9 protein-coding genes and 1 pseudogene are annotated in these 15,578 nt (G+C 62.7%); 4 read left to right on the top strand and 6 right to left on the bottom strand.

Features of this window, described 5'->3' with window-relative positions; all coding sequences use genetic code 11:
* The coding region (locus BEN49_RS02415) for a TonB-dependent receptor domain-containing protein (protein ID WP_070740259.1) at window positions 1–2,493 on the bottom strand (2,493 nt) is incomplete at its 3' end.
* 359 nt (window positions 2,494–2,852) lie between these two features.
* Between BEN49_RS02415 and dxs the strand changes: the two genes are divergently transcribed.
* The gene (dxs, locus tag BEN49_RS02410) at window positions 2,853–4,799 is read left to right on the top strand and encodes a 1-deoxy-D-xylulose-5-phosphate synthase (protein WP_070740256.1); all 1,947 of its coding nucleotides are present in this window, start codon (window positions 2,853–2,855) and stop codon (window positions 4,797–4,799) included.
* Between the two features lie 82 nt (window positions 4,800–4,881).
* Here dxs and BEN49_RS02405 read toward each other — a convergent pair whose 3' ends face one another.
* Window positions 4,882–5,892, bottom strand: coding sequence for a zinc-dependent alcohol dehydrogenase family protein (locus BEN49_RS02405; protein WP_070740252.1), 1,011 nt, complete (start codon window positions 5,890–5,892; stop codon window positions 4,882–4,884).
* Window positions 5,893–6,144: 252 nt separating this feature from the next.
* On the opposite strand from BEN49_RS02405, the gene BEN49_RS02400 reads away from it, so the two are divergent.
* Window positions 6,145–7,008 carry an aldo/keto reductase gene (locus BEN49_RS02400; protein WP_070740249.1) on the top strand — a complete coding sequence of 288 codons (864 nt, stop codon included), beginning with the start codon at window positions 6,145–6,147 and terminating at the stop codon, window positions 7,006–7,008.
* Between the two features lie 152 nt (window positions 7,009–7,160).
* Window positions 7,161–7,730, top strand: coding sequence for a DUF4136 domain-containing protein (locus BEN49_RS02395; RefSeq protein WP_083325695.1), 570 nt, complete (start codon window positions 7,161–7,163; stop codon window positions 7,728–7,730).
* 159 nt (window positions 7,731–7,889) lie between these two features.
* Here BEN49_RS02395 and BEN49_RS02390 read toward each other — a convergent pair whose 3' ends face one another.
* Window positions 7,890–9,077 (bottom strand): Gfo/Idh/MocA family protein, encoded by a 1,188-nt coding sequence (locus BEN49_RS02390; RefSeq protein WP_070740244.1) that lies wholly within the window; start codon window positions 9,075–9,077, stop codon window positions 7,890–7,892.
* Between the two features lie 793 nt (window positions 9,078–9,870).
* Entirely contained in the window at window positions 9,871–12,987 is a 3,117-nt protein-coding gene (locus tag BEN49_RS02385) for an ATP-binding protein (RefSeq protein WP_158022727.1), read from the bottom strand.
* 76 nt (window positions 12,988–13,063) lie between these two features.
* Between BEN49_RS02385 and BEN49_RS31150 the strand changes: the two are divergent.
* Window positions 13,064–14,083: pseudogene (locus BEN49_RS31150) on the top strand (IS701 family transposase).
* A gap of 51 nt (window positions 14,084–14,134) precedes the next feature.
* Here the strand turns inward: BEN49_RS31150 and BEN49_RS02375 are convergent.
* Both BEN49_RS02375 and BEN49_RS27515 read right to left on the bottom strand, forming a co-directional pair.
* The gene (locus BEN49_RS02375; RefSeq protein WP_070740239.1) at window positions 14,135–15,013 is read right to left on the bottom strand and encodes a pirin family protein; all 879 of its coding nucleotides are present in this window, start codon (window positions 15,011–15,013) and stop codon (window positions 14,135–14,137) included.
* A 59-nt stretch (window positions 15,014–15,072) separates the two neighbouring features.
* Window positions 15,073–15,578, bottom strand: a 506-nt coding sequence (locus BEN49_RS27515; protein WP_204376032.1) for a hypothetical protein, incomplete at its 5' end; no start/stop codon positions are given.

The following is a 15,578-nucleotide window of genomic DNA, read 5'->3' as shown; positions in this document are numbered from 1 at the left end:
GGGCCCAGCGGGCCGCCCGCCACCCTGGCGACCGCCGCCACCGCCGCCGCCGCCTTGGGCGCCGGTATCGCCGCCGCCTAGGCCGCCGCCGTTGTCGCCGCCTTCTTTCAAGTCATCGTTGTTCACGCCCTTGCGGTTGCGGGGGCGTTGGTCCACCGTCAGCTTGCCGATGCGGTAGCTCATGTTCACCTTAAAGCTCATGTTGTGCAGCACGTTGGTGCTGTTTTGCACGAGCAAGGGGCTGGTGATGTCGTTGCGAATGTTGATGGAGTTCGTGAAGAAGTTCTCGGCCCCGATACCAAAGCTGCCGCGCTTCTCGGCGAAGTCGCGCTTCACGCTGAGGCTGTAGATGCCGAAGCCACTCTGGAAGCCCTGGAGCTGCACCTGCCGCCCGCGGTAGAAGGCAAACGCCTGCAAGCCCCACACCTTAGTGAGGGCGTAAGAGCCAAACAAGCGGCCGCTCGCCACGAAACCCTCGTTTTTGGCCATCCGGTCTACGTCGGCAATGCCATTGTTCAGCACCGCATAGTACGTGTCTATTCCGCCGTTGATGCTGAATTTGCTGCCCGAGTTTTTGCTTACGAACACGCTGCCGCCGTAGGCATCCTGCTTGCCGATGTTCTGATAGGTTACAAGCACGGCCCCGGGGAAGCTGGCATCGCCCAGCGGCGTACGCACCGATTGGATGTCGCCCGTGGTGTTGCGCATGAAGCCCGTGAAGTTCAGGTTGGCCTGCTTGAAGGCCGTACTGTAGCCCACCTCGTAGTTGTTGGTGTACTCGGGGCTCAACACGGGGTTGCCTCGGGTTTGAATCAGCGGGTTTGAGGCCTGCACGTTGGGGTTCAGGAATTGCAGCGAGGGGCGCTGAATGCGGCGGTTGTAGGCCAGCTTCAGCACGTTGCCGTTGCTGAGCTTGCGCGAGAGGTTCACGCTCGGCACCAGCACCCCGTAGTTAGGAATCTCGTCCACGGGGCCCTGGCCGGCGGTGGCCTGGCCAAAGTCGGCCGTAATGGTGGTGTACTCGTAGCGTACGCCGGGCTTTAGGGTGAAGCCCTTGGGCAGGCCCACGGTGTAGGCCACGTAGCCGGCGGCCACGTTCTGGTCGTAGTTAAACGAGTTATTGGCCTGCGAGCTGGCTAGCTGGCCGTAATAGGTGTAGTCGCTGTTGACGGTGCGTTTGATGTCCTTCACGCCTAGCTCCAGCAGCTGGTTTTTCGCCGTCGGCGTCTGGTAGTCCACCTGGGCCGTCAGCTCCTGGTTCGAGCTCAGGTTGTCATTGCCCGAAATACCGGCGCGGGTCACGTCGCTGGCCGAGTAAACGTCGTTGTTGAAATTAAACGTGCGGTTGTTGCGGCTGAACAGCGTGAGTACGCTCAGCTCGCGCTGCTCCACATCGTAAGTGTGGGTGTAGTTCAGGCTGGCATCCACCGTGCCCGACTCGTCGGTGGATTTCACGTTGCGCTCCGAGCTGCTGGCCGTGCCCGTGGCCAGTTGGGTGGTGTTGGTTCGCAGGGCGTCCTGGTAGTTGGTGGCGTTGCGCGTGCCGTAGCTTACCGAGGCCGCCAGCGAGTTGTGCTTGTCGATGTCGTAGTCCCAGCCAAAGGTGTAGCGCCCAAACAGCTGGTTTTGGCGCGTGTCGGCCGCCTGCGTGGTGCGCGTTTGGGTGCGCAGGGCACTGGCAGGGTCTACATTGGTAATCAGCTGGTCGTTGCTGAAGCTGCCGGGCGTGTTGTAGCCGGCGCGGCCGAAGCCCCCGAGCGAGAAGCCCATTTTGCCGGTGCGGTAGCTGCCGTTCAGGCCCAGGTTGGCCGAGCGGGTGCCCACGCTCACGTCGGCCCCGAGCTGGCCGCCGCGCAGGTTGTTCTGCTTGGTTACGATGTTGATGATGCCGCCCGAGCCTTCGGCGTCGTACTTGGCCGAGGGCGAGGTAATCACCTCCACGCTCTTGATCTGGTCGGCCGGAATCTGCTTCAGCGCGTCGGCGATGCTGTTGGCGGCAATCGTGCTGGGCTTGTTATTAATCAATACCCGGATGTTGCTCGAGCCGCGCAGGCTCACGTTGCCGTCGAGGTCCACGCTGAGCAGGGGCACACGCTTGAGCACGTCGGTGGCGTCGCCGCCGCGGGTGGTCTGGTCGTTTTCGGCATTGTACACCGTGCGGTCCACCTTCTCCTCAATCAGCGGCTTCTGGGCCACCACCACCACTTCGCCCAGCTTCTGGGCCGAGGCCACCATGGGCAACGTGCCCAGGGCCACCGCGCCGCCGTCGGCGGGTACCACCACGCCGGGGCGGGTAATGTCCTGGTAGCCCAGGAAGCTGACCTTGATGGTGTAAGTGCCGGGCGGAATGCCGGGCAGCACAAACTTGCCGTCGTCGCCGCACACGCCCCCGTTCACGGGGGTACCGGCCGCGTTCAGCACCGCCACCGAGGCGTACGACACGGGCTTGCCGTTGGCGCCGTCCGTCACGGTGCCCGTAATGCGGCCGGCCACGCGGGTGGGGCCCCGGGCAGGGCGGGGCGGGCGGGCGCTTGCTGGCCGCGGCCAGAAGAAATGGAACCTACTAAAGCCGTGGCCAATAGCAGGGTAGTGGGAAGAATTCTAGGTTGCATATATTTTGAGTAGCCCCCAAAGTGCGTATTTGAGGGCAAAAGGTTGCACCGTATTCAGGTTTTTTTGCGAATCCCCGACCAAAAGCCGCTTTGTCCCGACATAAGCCGCTTTTTGGGTCAGTTGTTGCGGAGGGCCACAACTGCTTCATCCGGCCCCTTCGTATCTTTACGTGCGGCCGGCTAATCATTTTCGCGGGCCCCGCGGTTGCTTACCGCCTCCCACCCCGACGCTTGCCCCTGATGACAGTTGAACCCGGCCCGCTCCTGGCGGCGATAAATTCGCCCGACGACCTCAAAAAGCTCGCCCCTGAGCAGTTAGTACAGCTCAGCGACGAACTGCGTGAGTTCATCGTGCACACGGTGAGCATCTACGGCGGGCACTTCGGGGCCTCGCTGGGCGTGGTCGAGCTGTCGGTGGCGCTGCACTACGTCTTCAACACGCCCTACGACCAGCTCGTGTGGGACGTAGGCCACCAAGCGTACGGCCACAAAATCCTCACCGGGCGGCGCGACCGCTTCCCCACCAACCGGCGCTACGGCGGCATGTCGGGTTTCCCCAAGATGTCGGAGAGCCCCTACGATGCCTTCGGGGTGGGCCACAGCAGCACCAGCATCGGGGCGGCGCTGGGCATGGCGGTGGCTTCCGATTATAAAAAAGAGTTTGACCGCCAGCACATTGCCGTGATCGGCGACGGGGCCATGACGGCCGGTATGAGCTTCGAGGCCCTGAACCAAGCCGGGGCCCTGAACAACAACATGATTGTCGTGCTCAACGACAACTGCATGAGCATCGACCCCAACGTGGGGGCCCTCAAAGAATACTTGACCGACATCACCACCTCGCGCACCTACAACAAGGTGCGCGACGAGCTGTGGAACGTGCTGGGCAAACTCAGCAAGTTTGGCCCCAACCCCCAGCAGATTGCCCGCAAAGTGGAGGCCGCAATGAAGGCGACCCTCATGAAGCAGAGCAACCTGTTCGAGGCCCTCAACTTTCGCTACTTTGGGCCCGTGGATGGGCACGACGTGCAGCACTTGGTGGCGGTACTCAACGACCTTAAGGCTATTCCGGGGCCTAAGCTGCTGCACTGCGTGACGGTGAAGGGCAAGGGCTACGCGCTGGCCGAAAAGGACCAGACGCTGTGGCACGCGCCGGGTTTGTTCGACAAGATTACCGGCGAGATTTTTACCAAAATCCCCGACAAGCCGCAGCCGCCCAAGTACCAGGACGTGTTCGGCCACACGCTGCTGGAGCTGGCCGAAGCCAACGATAAAATCATGGGCGTGACGCCGGCCATGCCCTCGGGCTCGTCGCTGAACATCATGATGGCCGCCATGCCCACCCGCGCCTTCGACGTGGGCATTGCCGAGCAGCACGCCGTTACGTTCTCGGCCGGCCTGGCTACGCAGGGGCTGGTGCCGTTCTGCAACATCTACTCCTCGTTCATGCAGCGGGGCTACGACCAGGTGATTCACGACGTGGCCCTGCAAAACCTGCACGTGGTGTTCTGCCTCGACCGCGCCGGCTTTGCTGGGGCCGACGGCCCGACGCACCACGGCTGCTACGACCTAGCCTTCATGCGCTGCGTGCCCAACCTGGTGGTGGCCGCGCCCATGAACGAGCAGGAGCTGCGCAATCTGATGTACACCGCCCAGTTGCCCGAAAACGCGGGGCCCTTTAGCATTCGCTACCCGCGCGGCGAGGGCGTGATGCCGGAGTGGCGCACGGCGCTCCAGCGCGTGGCCGTGGGCACGGGCCGCGTGGTGCACGAGGGCGAGGCCGGCGGCGTGGCCATTCTCACCATTGGCCACATCGGCAACTACGCCGTGAAGGCCGCCGCCGCCCTGGCTGCCGAGGGCCTCGACGTGGGCCACTACGACCTGCGCTTCTGCAAGCCGCTCGACGAAGAAATGCTGCTGGCCGTGGCCCGCCGCTACCGCGCCATCGTGACGGTGGAGGACGGCTGCCTGCCCGGCGGCTTCGGCTCAGCCGTGCTCGAATTTTTGGCCGACAACGGCCAGCACCTGCCCCTGCGCCGCCTCGGCATCCCCGACCGGGTGGTGGAGCACGGCACCCAAGACCAACTCTATAAAGAATGCGGCTTCGACGCCGCTGGCATCGCCCAGGCCGTGCGCGAACTGGCCGCCACCGTGCCGGTAATGGCGCGAGAGAAACTACTACGGTAACCCCCTGGGGCCCTAAAAAAAGCCTGGCTGCACGTGCAGCCAGCTTTTTTAGGGCCCCAGATCTGTTGGTCAGTTCCTCGGGCTAACCCACCCGCACCACAATTTTGCCGAAGTGCGCGCCGCTGCCCATGTGGGCCAGCGCCTCCTTGGCTTCGTGGAACGCGAACGTGTGGCTGATGACAGGCTTGAGCTGGTTGCGGTCGAAGCTTTGGAGCAAGTCGTGCAGCATTTGGGTGCTGCCCACGTAGATGCCTTGGATGCGCTGGGTGGCCAGCGAAACGGTGCGCAGGTTGGGCGCCTCGTCGCTGGGGTCCACGCCGCCGATGGGGAAGAGCGTGCCGCCGGGCTTGAGGGCGCGCAGCGAGCGGGCCAGCTGCCCGGCCACTTCTACCACAAAATCGGCCCCCTCGCCGCCGGTCAGCGCCCGTACTTGCTCGTCCCAGTCGGGGGTAGTCTTGTAGTTGATGAGCTCGTCGGCGCCCATGGCCTTGGCTTGCGCCAGCTTCTCGTCGGAGCCGGAGGTGATGATGACCCGGGCCCCGAAGAGCTTGGCGATTTGCAGACCGAAGATGGACACGCCGCCCGTGCCTTGCAGCAGTACCGTGTGGGTGGGCCGCAGCTGGCCCTGCTCCACCAGCGCGTGCCAGGCCGTGACGCCCGCGCAGGGAAACGCGGCCGCTTCTTCGAAGGAAAACGAATCGGGCACTTTCACCACCGCCCCGGCCGGGAACGTGACGTATTCGGCCAGCACGCCGTCGGTGCTGCCGCCCAGCGAGCGGAAGGTTTTGGCCGCCGAAAACGTGCCGTCGTGCCAATCCGGGAAGAAGTTGGCGGCCACCCGGTCGCCGGCTTTCAGGTGGGTGATGCCCGCGCCCACCGCCGCTACCACGCCGGCCGCGTCGCTGAACGGAATCATCGGCAGCACTTCGCCGGGGTAGCCGAAGCGGCCGTTGGCCAGCGCCCAGTCGCGGAAGTTGAGCGAAACGGCTTTCACCTGAATCTTCACTTCGTGGGCCCGCACTTCGGGTTCGGGGTAGTCGCCCAGCTTAAAATTATCGAGGCTTTTGGGGTCGTGCAGTTTGTAGGCTTGCATAAAAACGAGGAAAAATGAAGCGGCCGGGCCAGCCTCGGGCCGCCGTTGCGCCCGGGGCCCGGCCCGGGCCGTTGGCCGCCTAAACCGGTGCCGGCGCGCAGATGTTGGGCGGGGGCCCAGGCGGCAGCGGGCCGGCCGCGGCCTTCGTGACGGAACGGTGAAGCCAAAACAATGGCCTTCTTACAATTGTCTTATTGAACGCTTTCAACTGCAACCAACCCGGTTGTAAAACTCACTTTAAGCAATTTAGCAATGGCAACCACCACCACAACTTATCCCGCCACGTTCACCATCGGCGGTGACCTCACCGTGAACCGCCTCGGCTACGGCGCCATGCGCATCACCGGCGACGGCATTTGGGGGCCCCCGGCCGACCACGACGAATCCATCCGCGTGCTGCGGCGGGCCGTGGAGCTGGGCGTGAACTTCATCGACACGGCCGACAGCTACGGCCCCAACGTATCGGAAGAGCTGATTGCCGAGGCGCTGCATCCCTACGCCAAAGGCGTCGTCATCGGCACCAAGGGCGGCCTGCTGCGCACGGGCCCCAACCAGTGGCCCGTCGACGCCAGCCCCAAGCACCTGGAGGAAGTGCTGCACGGCAGCCTCAAGCGCTTGAAGCTCGACCAGATTGACCTGTACCAGCTGCACCGCGTGGACCCCAACGTGCCGTTCGAAGACACGCTGAAGTTCTTGCAAAAGGCGCAGCAGGACGGCTACATCAAGCACATCGGCCTGTCGGAAGTAGACGTGGACCAGATCAAAAAGGCCCAGGAGTTTGTGGAAATCGTGTCGGTGCAGAACATGTACTCGGTTGATAACCGCAAGTGGGAGCCGGTGCTCGACTACACCCGCGAAAACAACATCGCCTTCATTCCGTGGTACCCGCTTTCGGGCGGCAACAAGGAAGCCCTGGCGGCCCTCGACCAAGTGGCCCAGAAGCACGGCGCCACCCAGCAGCAAATTGCCCTGAGCTGGCTGCTGCACCACTCGCCCAACATCCTGCTTATTCCCGGCACTTCGAAAGTGAAGCACCTGGAAGAGAACATGAAAACCGCTGACATTCAGCTTTCTTCGGAGAACATGGCGGCCTTGGACAAAATTAAAGCGGCTTAGTTTTAGGTATTGAGTTGATTAAAAGGGGCGCAACAGTAGTTGCGGGGCCCCTTTATTGTGCTCGCACCGCCGGGAAATGAATTCTTCGCCGGTTGCGTTTAGTAACTACACGTTGCGGGATTCAACCCCGTCCTCATCCTTGATTATTCGATATGTCTTCCCTTTTCCAATTGCTGAAAAAATCGCTGTTTGCGCTGGCTCTGGGGCTGGCAGCGGGCGCGCCCGCCTGGGCGCAGGCGACCACTGCCGACCAGAAAGCCGACGCTGATTTCACGCGCTACAAAACCTACAACTTCATGGACGAAGCGGCCCGTACCGCCTCGACGGCGGCCGACCTGAGCGCGAACATCTTCGACCTGAAGCGGGCCGTGACGCGCGAAATGGAAGCCCGCGGCTACCAGCGCGCCGCCCAGCCCGACCTACTGGTGAACATTGGCGTGTCCACCCAGCTGCTCACCCAAACCCGCGAAACTAACTTTCTGAACGACGGGGCCCCGTACTACATCGGCCAGCGCAACTTCCGCTGGCAGGCCCAAAACGTGCCCATTGGCCAATACCGCGAGGGCACGGCCACCATCGACGTGGTGGACGCCGCCCGCAAGGAGCAAGTGTGGCAGGGCACCGCCACCAGCATTTTGTCGCGCAAGTCGCGCAAGGCCGCCCAGCAGATTGACAAGGGCGTGGCCGAGGCGTTTGCGAAGTTTCCGGGGCGGGCGCAGTAGGGCCCCGGTCACATTAATACCTGCCGAACAGGAATTTGTCATGCTGACGAAGGCAGCATCTTATCAAGCTAGAACAAACCGTTCAGCGGTAGTAAGATGCTGCCTTCGTCAGCATGATAAATCCTTATGCATATGGGCTCCAACAGTTCGAGGCTTCACCTATTTAGATAGGGCTTTGCCGGTGCTGGTGCGGTCGATGAGCTGCACTACGTCTTTGGTGGAAACCTTCTGGCCGGTTTCGGCGGCGCGGTAAATGGCTTCGAGCAGCTGCACGTCGCGCAGGCCCATTTCACCGGGCACGCGGGTGGGTTGGTTATGCAGGATGCAGGCCGCAAAGTCGTCCATTTGAGCAGCCTGTTGGTTGATGTTGGGCAGGTTGAGCCGGCCGTCGTTCTGGCTGGTTTTGCCGGCCAGGCCGCCGTAGCCGAAGGCCGGCGTCAGCTCGGCCCAGCCCTTGGGGCCCTCGGCGCGCAGGCGGCCTTCCATGTTTTCGGTGTAGCGCGTGCGGCAGTCGGCCGTGGCGCCGTCGGCAAACTGAAACTGCCAGTCGAGCCCCGCCTCCACGTCCTTGAACAGCTTCGGGTCGGGGTTCGGGATGAACTTGGCCGTGACCGATACCGGCACCTGGCCCTTGGTATAGAGGCAGCCCTGCACGCAGTAAATGCCCATGTCCATGAGGGGGCCCCCGCCGCTCAGGGCCCTATCTACGCGCCAGCTGGGGGTGGTCAGGCTAAAGCCGTTATCGGCCGCCAGGTGCCGCACCGGCCCGAACACTTCGCGCTGGCCTATGCGCATCATCTCCTGGTTGTGCGGCTCGAAGTGCAGCCGGTAGCCCACGCTGAACTGCTTGCCCGCCTTCTTCACCGCGGCCACCATGCGGCGCGCATCGGCCGCCGACGTGGCCAGCGGCTTCTCGCAGATGACGTGCTTGCCCGCTTGCGCCGCCCGCACCACGTATTCGGCGTGCATCGCGTTGGGCAGCACCACGTACACAATGTCGATGGCCGGGTTGTCAATCATCCGGTCGAAGGTCTTGTAATCGTAGACGTTCGCGTCGGGGATGTTGTACTGCTGCTTCCACTTAGCGGCCTTGGCCGGCGTGCCCGTCACGATGCCCGTGAGGCGGCAAAACTTGGTTTGCTGCAAGGCCGGCGCCAGCTGCCCGCCGCTGTAGCCGCCCAGCCCCACCAGCGCCACGCCCAACTGGCGGTCGGCCGCCGGGGCCCCGGCCAGCCAGCGCAGGGGCCCCGCCAAGGCCTGGGCGCCCACCAGCGTGGCCCCCGCGCCCAGCGAAAGCGTGCGGACAAAATCGCGGCGGGAAGTAGCTGAGTTGAGGGAGTCGTTCATAGCGTAGCGGTTTGGGGTAGAGAGCAAGTTACCCATTTCGGCCGCGCCGGGTTATGGTCGAGCTTGTGCTGGATGGCTATTCAATAAGTCCCCACCTTAATCAAAACGGTTGTGCTGAATGCCGCGAGGCATGCTCGTTTTGCTTCTGGAGCTGTTTAGGAAGTCAAAGAAAACAGGGCATGGTCTCGGCCAAAATTAGTGAATCCGTTAATTCGACGCAGATACGCGGCAAAAGCAGGGTCGAACGGAAATGCCGTCTCTTTTTCAAAGGCCAACGGGATAGCATCGGTCATCCCGTGCATTTTGCGGAGTAGGAAGTGGCCTCGGTTTAAAGCTAGAGCCAGCCGTCACAATGCGGTCAGGTAAACGTGAAATAGACGGATGGAATACGAAAACGGCCAGTATACTCAAACAGTCATACCAGAACTCGTACTTGCCTGCGCGGGCCTTTGGCAGTTAGGTTGGGCGTACTGAGATGCTTCCGACTCCCCCAATTTGCCGCACTGGCCTTGCTCCACGACCTGTTCCTCCCACAGCAAGTTACCCAACTGCTGGAGTGTGACGCGCAGCATCTACATTGCTTACAATCGGCTGTCACTCCCCCGGATTGTCACGAAGAGTAACAATCTTTTCCATTCTCTAAGCCAACGGTACTCCTGGATGCGGCCGCGAAAAGCAGCATTCGGTTCTATTGTGAATATAGAATGGTACCCTTGGACCCGACCTGAATACTGGTGCGGTACCTCGTTTGTTCCGGCCGCTGCTGCAAGCAGGCGTTAGGCGATACCAGCCGTCAATTGGCTGTGGCGCGAGCTTCCTCTGCCCAGTGGCACAATTGCGTCAGTACCTCCGAGGTCAGTTTATCTAGCTGCCCAAGGGCCTCGGTATGGGCCGGGGACGGGCCGGGCGGGCCTTCCAGGCAGCCGATGGCGGCGGACACGCAATGAACGTGGAACAGCTTGAACGACGGCTTGAGTCGATGCGCCTGGTCGGCTACCGCCAGCCAATGGCCGGCGGTAGCCGCCGCTTGCAGCTCCCCTAGCACCTGCGGTGTTTCCATCAGGAAGATATCGATGAGTTGCAGCAGGAGGGTCTGGTTGTCGTGCACCGTCTTGCGCAAACCGGCTAGGTCGAAGAGGGGGGCGGCTTGCACCACCTGCACCGCCACCATCTTGCGCAGCAGGTCCAACTCCTCGAAGGGCTTGGCTAAGCAGTCGTTCATGCCCGCGGCCAGGTAGCGCTCGTTGTCGCTGCGGAAGGCGTTGGCGGTGAGGGCTATGATGGGGGTGCGGGCACGCTCTGGGTCGGTATTCTGCCGCATAAGGGCAGTCGCTTCCACGCCGTTCATGCCGGGCATCTGAATGTCCATGAGGATAACCCGGTAGCGGTTTTGCTGAAAGAACGCCAGCGCGGCGGCTCCGCTCACGGCCGTGTCCACCAGCACGCCGTGGTGCTCCAGCAGCAATTGGGCGAGCTGCCGGTTCACGTCGTTGTCTTCCACCAGTAGCACCCGCCAGCCCCGCACCAGCTCGTTGTCGGGCTGTTCGGAGGCGGGGGCGGGCGAGCCGGCCAACTGCTCTGGTGCAGCCTTGGCGAAGGTGAGCGTGAAGCCGAAGGTGCTCCCGTGGCCCTCCTCGCTGCACATTACCAGGTGGCCGCCCAGGCGCTGCACCAATTGGCTGCTGATGGTAAGCCCCAGGCCCGTGCCGCCAAACTGGCGTGTGGTGTCGGCATTGGCTTGCGCGAAGCTCTGGAAAATACCTTCCTGCTTTTCGGTCGCGATGCCGGGCCCCGTGTCGCGCACCCGGAAGCTGACGGTGAGGTGGCGGTCCGTTTCGGCGTGCACGCGGCAGGCCAGGGTCACGCGGCCCTGGTCGGTAAATTTGATGGCGTTGCTGAGCAGGTTGAGCAGCACTTGGCTCAGGCGCATGGGGTCGCCGAGCACGGCGCTGCGCGGGAGTTCTGGCGGCTCTACTACCAGGGTGATGCCTTTTTCTGCCGCCCGGAAAGCCAGCGGTTGGGTGGTTTGGCCGATGATGTCGGGCAGGTAGCACGGCGTGTGCTCCAGCTCCAGGTGGCTTGAGGTAATCTTGGCAATGTCCAGCACGTCGTTGAGCACGCCCAGCAGGTGCTGGCCCGAGTCGCGGATGATGGTGAGGTAACCGCGCTGCGTCCCGTTGAGGTCCGTGCGTTCCAGCAGCCTGGCCATGCCCAGCACGCCATTCAGGGGCGTACGGATTTCGTGGCTCATGTTGGCCAGGAAGCTTTCGCGGGCCTGTGCGGCAGCTTCGGCTTCCAGCTTGGCCTGCTCCAGCGCACGCTCCGCCAAGATGCGCTCAGTGATGTCCGTGTTGATGGTCAACACCTCCACCGTGCCGTCCGCGCGAACAATGGGCCGCTTGTAGACGTGGTAGTAAATTTTTTCGCCGTTGGCCAGGGTGTAGGGCAGCTGCTTGGTCAGTGCCTGCTGCGTTTCGGTTACCTCGTGGTCCCAGGCAATGAGCTGCTTCAGCTCGCTGAGCTCGGGCGACTCCACGTCCCAGCGCACGTTCTGGTGATTGCTGCGCGCGCCCACTTCTTGGAAGGCAGCGTTGGTGAACGATATTTGGTTGCCCCTGGTCACCATCAGCACGTTCGGAATCGTGTCCACAATTTGCCGAATGAATACCTGCTGCTCGCGCACGAGGGCCTCGCTCTGCCGGTGCCGCTCCTCCATCTGCTGCCGCTCCGTAATGTCGATGCCCGTGCTCAGCACCATCCGCAGCGTCCCGTCGGAGCCATACACCGGCCGGTGGCGGCGCATCACATGCACGGGGCCCGTGGAGTGGTCAATATGCTCCTCCCAGGTAACGTCCCGGCGCTCCCGCAAGGTCACGGCAAACATTTCTTCCCGGATGGCCAGCAAGGCCGGGGGCCGCCGCCGCCGGGCGCCCCCTTCGGCGCTGCTTTTCCCGATAAGCCAGCGCCGCAGCGCCGCATCGGGCTCCACCGCCGGGTTCACGTAGAGGTATTCGTGGTTCCCGTTGAGGGCCATGACGCCCACGGGCAGGTTTTCGAGAATGCTTTCGTAGAACTCGCGCTGCTCGGCCAGCTGTTGCTCAGCCTGCCGCAAGGGGGTAATATTCGTTAGGTACAAGGTGGCGTAGTTGTTGCCGGGCACGGCCACCACATCCAGTAAATATTGCTGCCCGGCCACAGCTATTTCCTGGCGGCGCCGTTCGCCCGTGTGCAGTGCAGTGCTCACCAGGCCGCACAGCTGCCCCAGCAATTTGGCGCTCGCATCGGCCGCCACAGCTTGCCACAGCGGTTGGGCCGCTGGATTGGCATAAACTACGTCACCCGCCGCCGTCAGGCGGAAGATGGGATTGGGGTTTTGCTCCGGAACGTGGGACGTGGTGAGTAGGGCGGCTTCCCGCTGGCGGTGCGTGGTTACGTCGCGGTAGCAAACCAGGCGGCCAGCTTTGCCTCCGTCCAGCACCAGGTAGTCGCGCTCCAGTATGCGGCCGTTGACCAGCGCCACCTCTTCGCCGTGCACATTTTGGCCGTTGGCCCGCAACTCCTGCACACGGGCCAGGAAATGCCCGGGATCTTTGAAGATGGTGGCAATCCGTGCGTCATCGGCCCCACCGATGACATCGCGGAGGCCCAGAATGGCTTCACTCGTGCCCAATATTTCCCGGTAGGCCTGGTTAATAAATTGCACCTGCCCACCGTCGTCTACCAGGAGCACACCCAGCGGCAGGCTTTGTATCAGCGTGGTTAGCTGCGTGTGGTGCCGTTGGGCCTCGATGCCCGCGGCAACCAGCCGCGCCTCTGCTTGCGCCAGCCGGGCCTCGGCCTGTTCGCGCCGCGTGCGCTCCTCACTTAGTTGGGCCGCCAAGCCCTCTCCCCACGTATCTAAAGCAATCATATTGATGAACAATAATTTAACGGGCATGAATATACGTGGGAGTCACGCAGTTTGCAGCTGGTTTTTAGTTGAGGATATGAATTCGCCAAAAAGGAAAAGCCGAGGAGTACATCCAGTTTTAGTAGCGAGCCCGTCGGCGGTGAGCGGCACGGAAGCCGCCCGCGTTCACGCCGGGCCGTTGGTGGCCCACGATTACCTCCCCGCGCCTCTTGCACCGCTTGGAGCCCGATGCCGCCACACCCTGGCAGGAAGCGCCGGGACTAGCCACCCCAGTATCGGGCGTGTTGGTGCTCGACGACACGACGCTGGACAATGCCTGCACCAAAAAGATCGGGCTGGTCACGCGTTACTGGTTGGATAAGCACCACGCCGTAGTGCAGGGCCCCAACCTGCTGACCTTGCTGTGGAGTGACGGCCGCACGCTTATGCCGGTAGGCTACCGCCTCTATGACGAGGCCACGCACGGATAAGCTCACCAAAAACGACCATATCATCCATGTTTTACCGGCTGCCCAGCAGCGGGGCTTCGTACCCGGCTGCAAGCTTGTTCGGCAGTTGGTACGCTAGCCTGGCCAACCTCAAACTGGTGCAGGCTTTGGGCTAGTCCTGGCTCACGCGCCTCAAACGCAACCGCCTGGCTAATCCCAACGGGCAGGCCTTGCGACTACTTGCCTACTGCGTCATTGGCACCGAGGGGCAAACGGTCTGGTTCAGAGGCTGTGGGGCCATCCGCGTCTTGCGGGTAGCCGCCCCAGGCGGCGGCGCGGAAGGAGCCGCGCACTGGGCGAGATAGCCAAGCTGGCTTAACCGAGCCGAGCGAAGGCCTTTGGTGGCCCTGATGGGGTATCGAGCACTGCCACCGCAAGTTCAAGCAGGGCTGCGGGGTGAAAAAGCCCAAGTACGCGCCGCTAAGGCCCATCGCAGCCACATTGCTCTGGCCCTGCGCGCTTTTCTTCGCCTCTAAGCCTGGCGCCTGCGCACGGGGCGCGGCTGGTGTGAAGCCAAAAAACAAACGTTTCGCGACACCATCAAGGCCGATTTAGCCAATCCAATCAATATTCTTCATGTCCCAACTGCGCAACTCCTGCCTTACTAACTTGGGTATTTAACGCGCTGGCTGATAGCCGCCCCGGCGCTGGGGCCCCGGCTACTCGTCCTCGGGAAACTTGCCCATGTTGCCGCTCTCGAAGTCGGCGATGGCGGCCATCAGCTCCTCGTTGGTGTTCATCACGAAGGGGCCGTAGGTGGCCAGCGGCTCCTCAATGGCTGCGCCGGCCAGCACCAGCACGAGGCTGTCTTCGGAAGCCGTGATTTGCACATCGGCCGAATCCCAGCCCAGCACCACCAGTTGCTGAGTTTTGGCCGGCCGCTCGCCGTTCACCAGCACCGCGCCGCGCACCACGTACAGGCCCACGTTGTAGGCGGCGGGCAGCGTCAGCACGAAGTCGGCGCCCTGGGGTAAATGCAAGTCCAGCAGCGTCAGAGGCGAGAACGTGTGGGCGGGCCCTGTGGCCCCGCCGTAGCTGCCCGCAATGACGCGGATGTGGCCCTGGCCGCCAGCCAGCGGCACGCTGGGGATGGCGGCGGCGCGCAGCTCCTGGTACTGGGGCGGCACCAGCTTGTCGGCCTTGGGCATGTTCACCCACAGCTGCAGCAGCTCCAGGACCCCGCCGCGGCGGGCGAAGTCGCGGTCGTACATCTCGGCGTGGCGCAGGCCGGCGCCGGCGGTCATCCACTGCACGTCGCCGGGCCCGATGGTGCCGTCGTGGCCGGCCGTGTCGCGGTGGGCCAGGTGGCCGTCGTACACGACAGTCACGGTTTCGAAGCCGCGGTGCGGGTGGGGCGGCGAGCCCAGGGGCGTCTCGGTGGGCGCAATCTGCATTGGCCCGATGTGGTCGATGAGCAGGTACGGGCTCAATTGCCGGATGCGGGGCCCCGGCATGGGGCTCGTCACGTCGAAGCCGTCGCCCACGGCCTTCTTGTTGCCATCAATAACCTGAAATACGCGGCGGAAGGGGGAAGCCATAGTAGTGCGGGGTGAAGTTGGGTTTTAAAAGCTGGGGCGGGCTTGAAAAGTTGTGTGTTTTAGAACAAGGCACTGTCCTTCACGTCGAAATCGGCACTAAAGCGAATAAGATTATCAAATTCCTCGGCCAGATTCAGGATCGTAGTGGTGGGAGCCGGGATGATGGGTCCGTAACCTACGTAAGCATATGCGCTTATGCGGTGGTCGCGTGTTATAAACCCTTGCTCCTCAAACAGCAGAACGGTAGTCAGCAATTGCTCCCAGGCTTCAGTCAATCGGGTTTCGATGCGGCGGTCATCGGTAGCATCCCGGTCTTCAGCGCGTAGCTTGAACTCCACAAAATAGACGTCATTGCCTTCGTAAAAAACGCAGTCACAGCGTTTGGTACCCTGCATGATAAGGCACTTGTCGATGGCTACCAGATGTACAGACCGACCAGCCGCGTTACGCACCGTGAAGTGGCGTTCTGGGTCAAAAACTGCCTCTGCTACTTGGCGCACAAAGCCCTCACCGGGTGGGTCTTCAAAGTAAGAAACAGATTCAGGGTGGACGGTGATGCACCCTT

This window comes from Hymenobacter coccineus (assembly GCF_001816125.1).
GTDB classification, from domain to species: domain Bacteria; phylum Bacteroidota; class Bacteroidia; order Cytophagales; family Hymenobacteraceae; genus Hymenobacter; species Hymenobacter coccineus.
The sequence above is the reverse complement of the archived record's forward strand: the minus strand, read 5'-3'. Positions and strand labels throughout refer to the sequence as shown.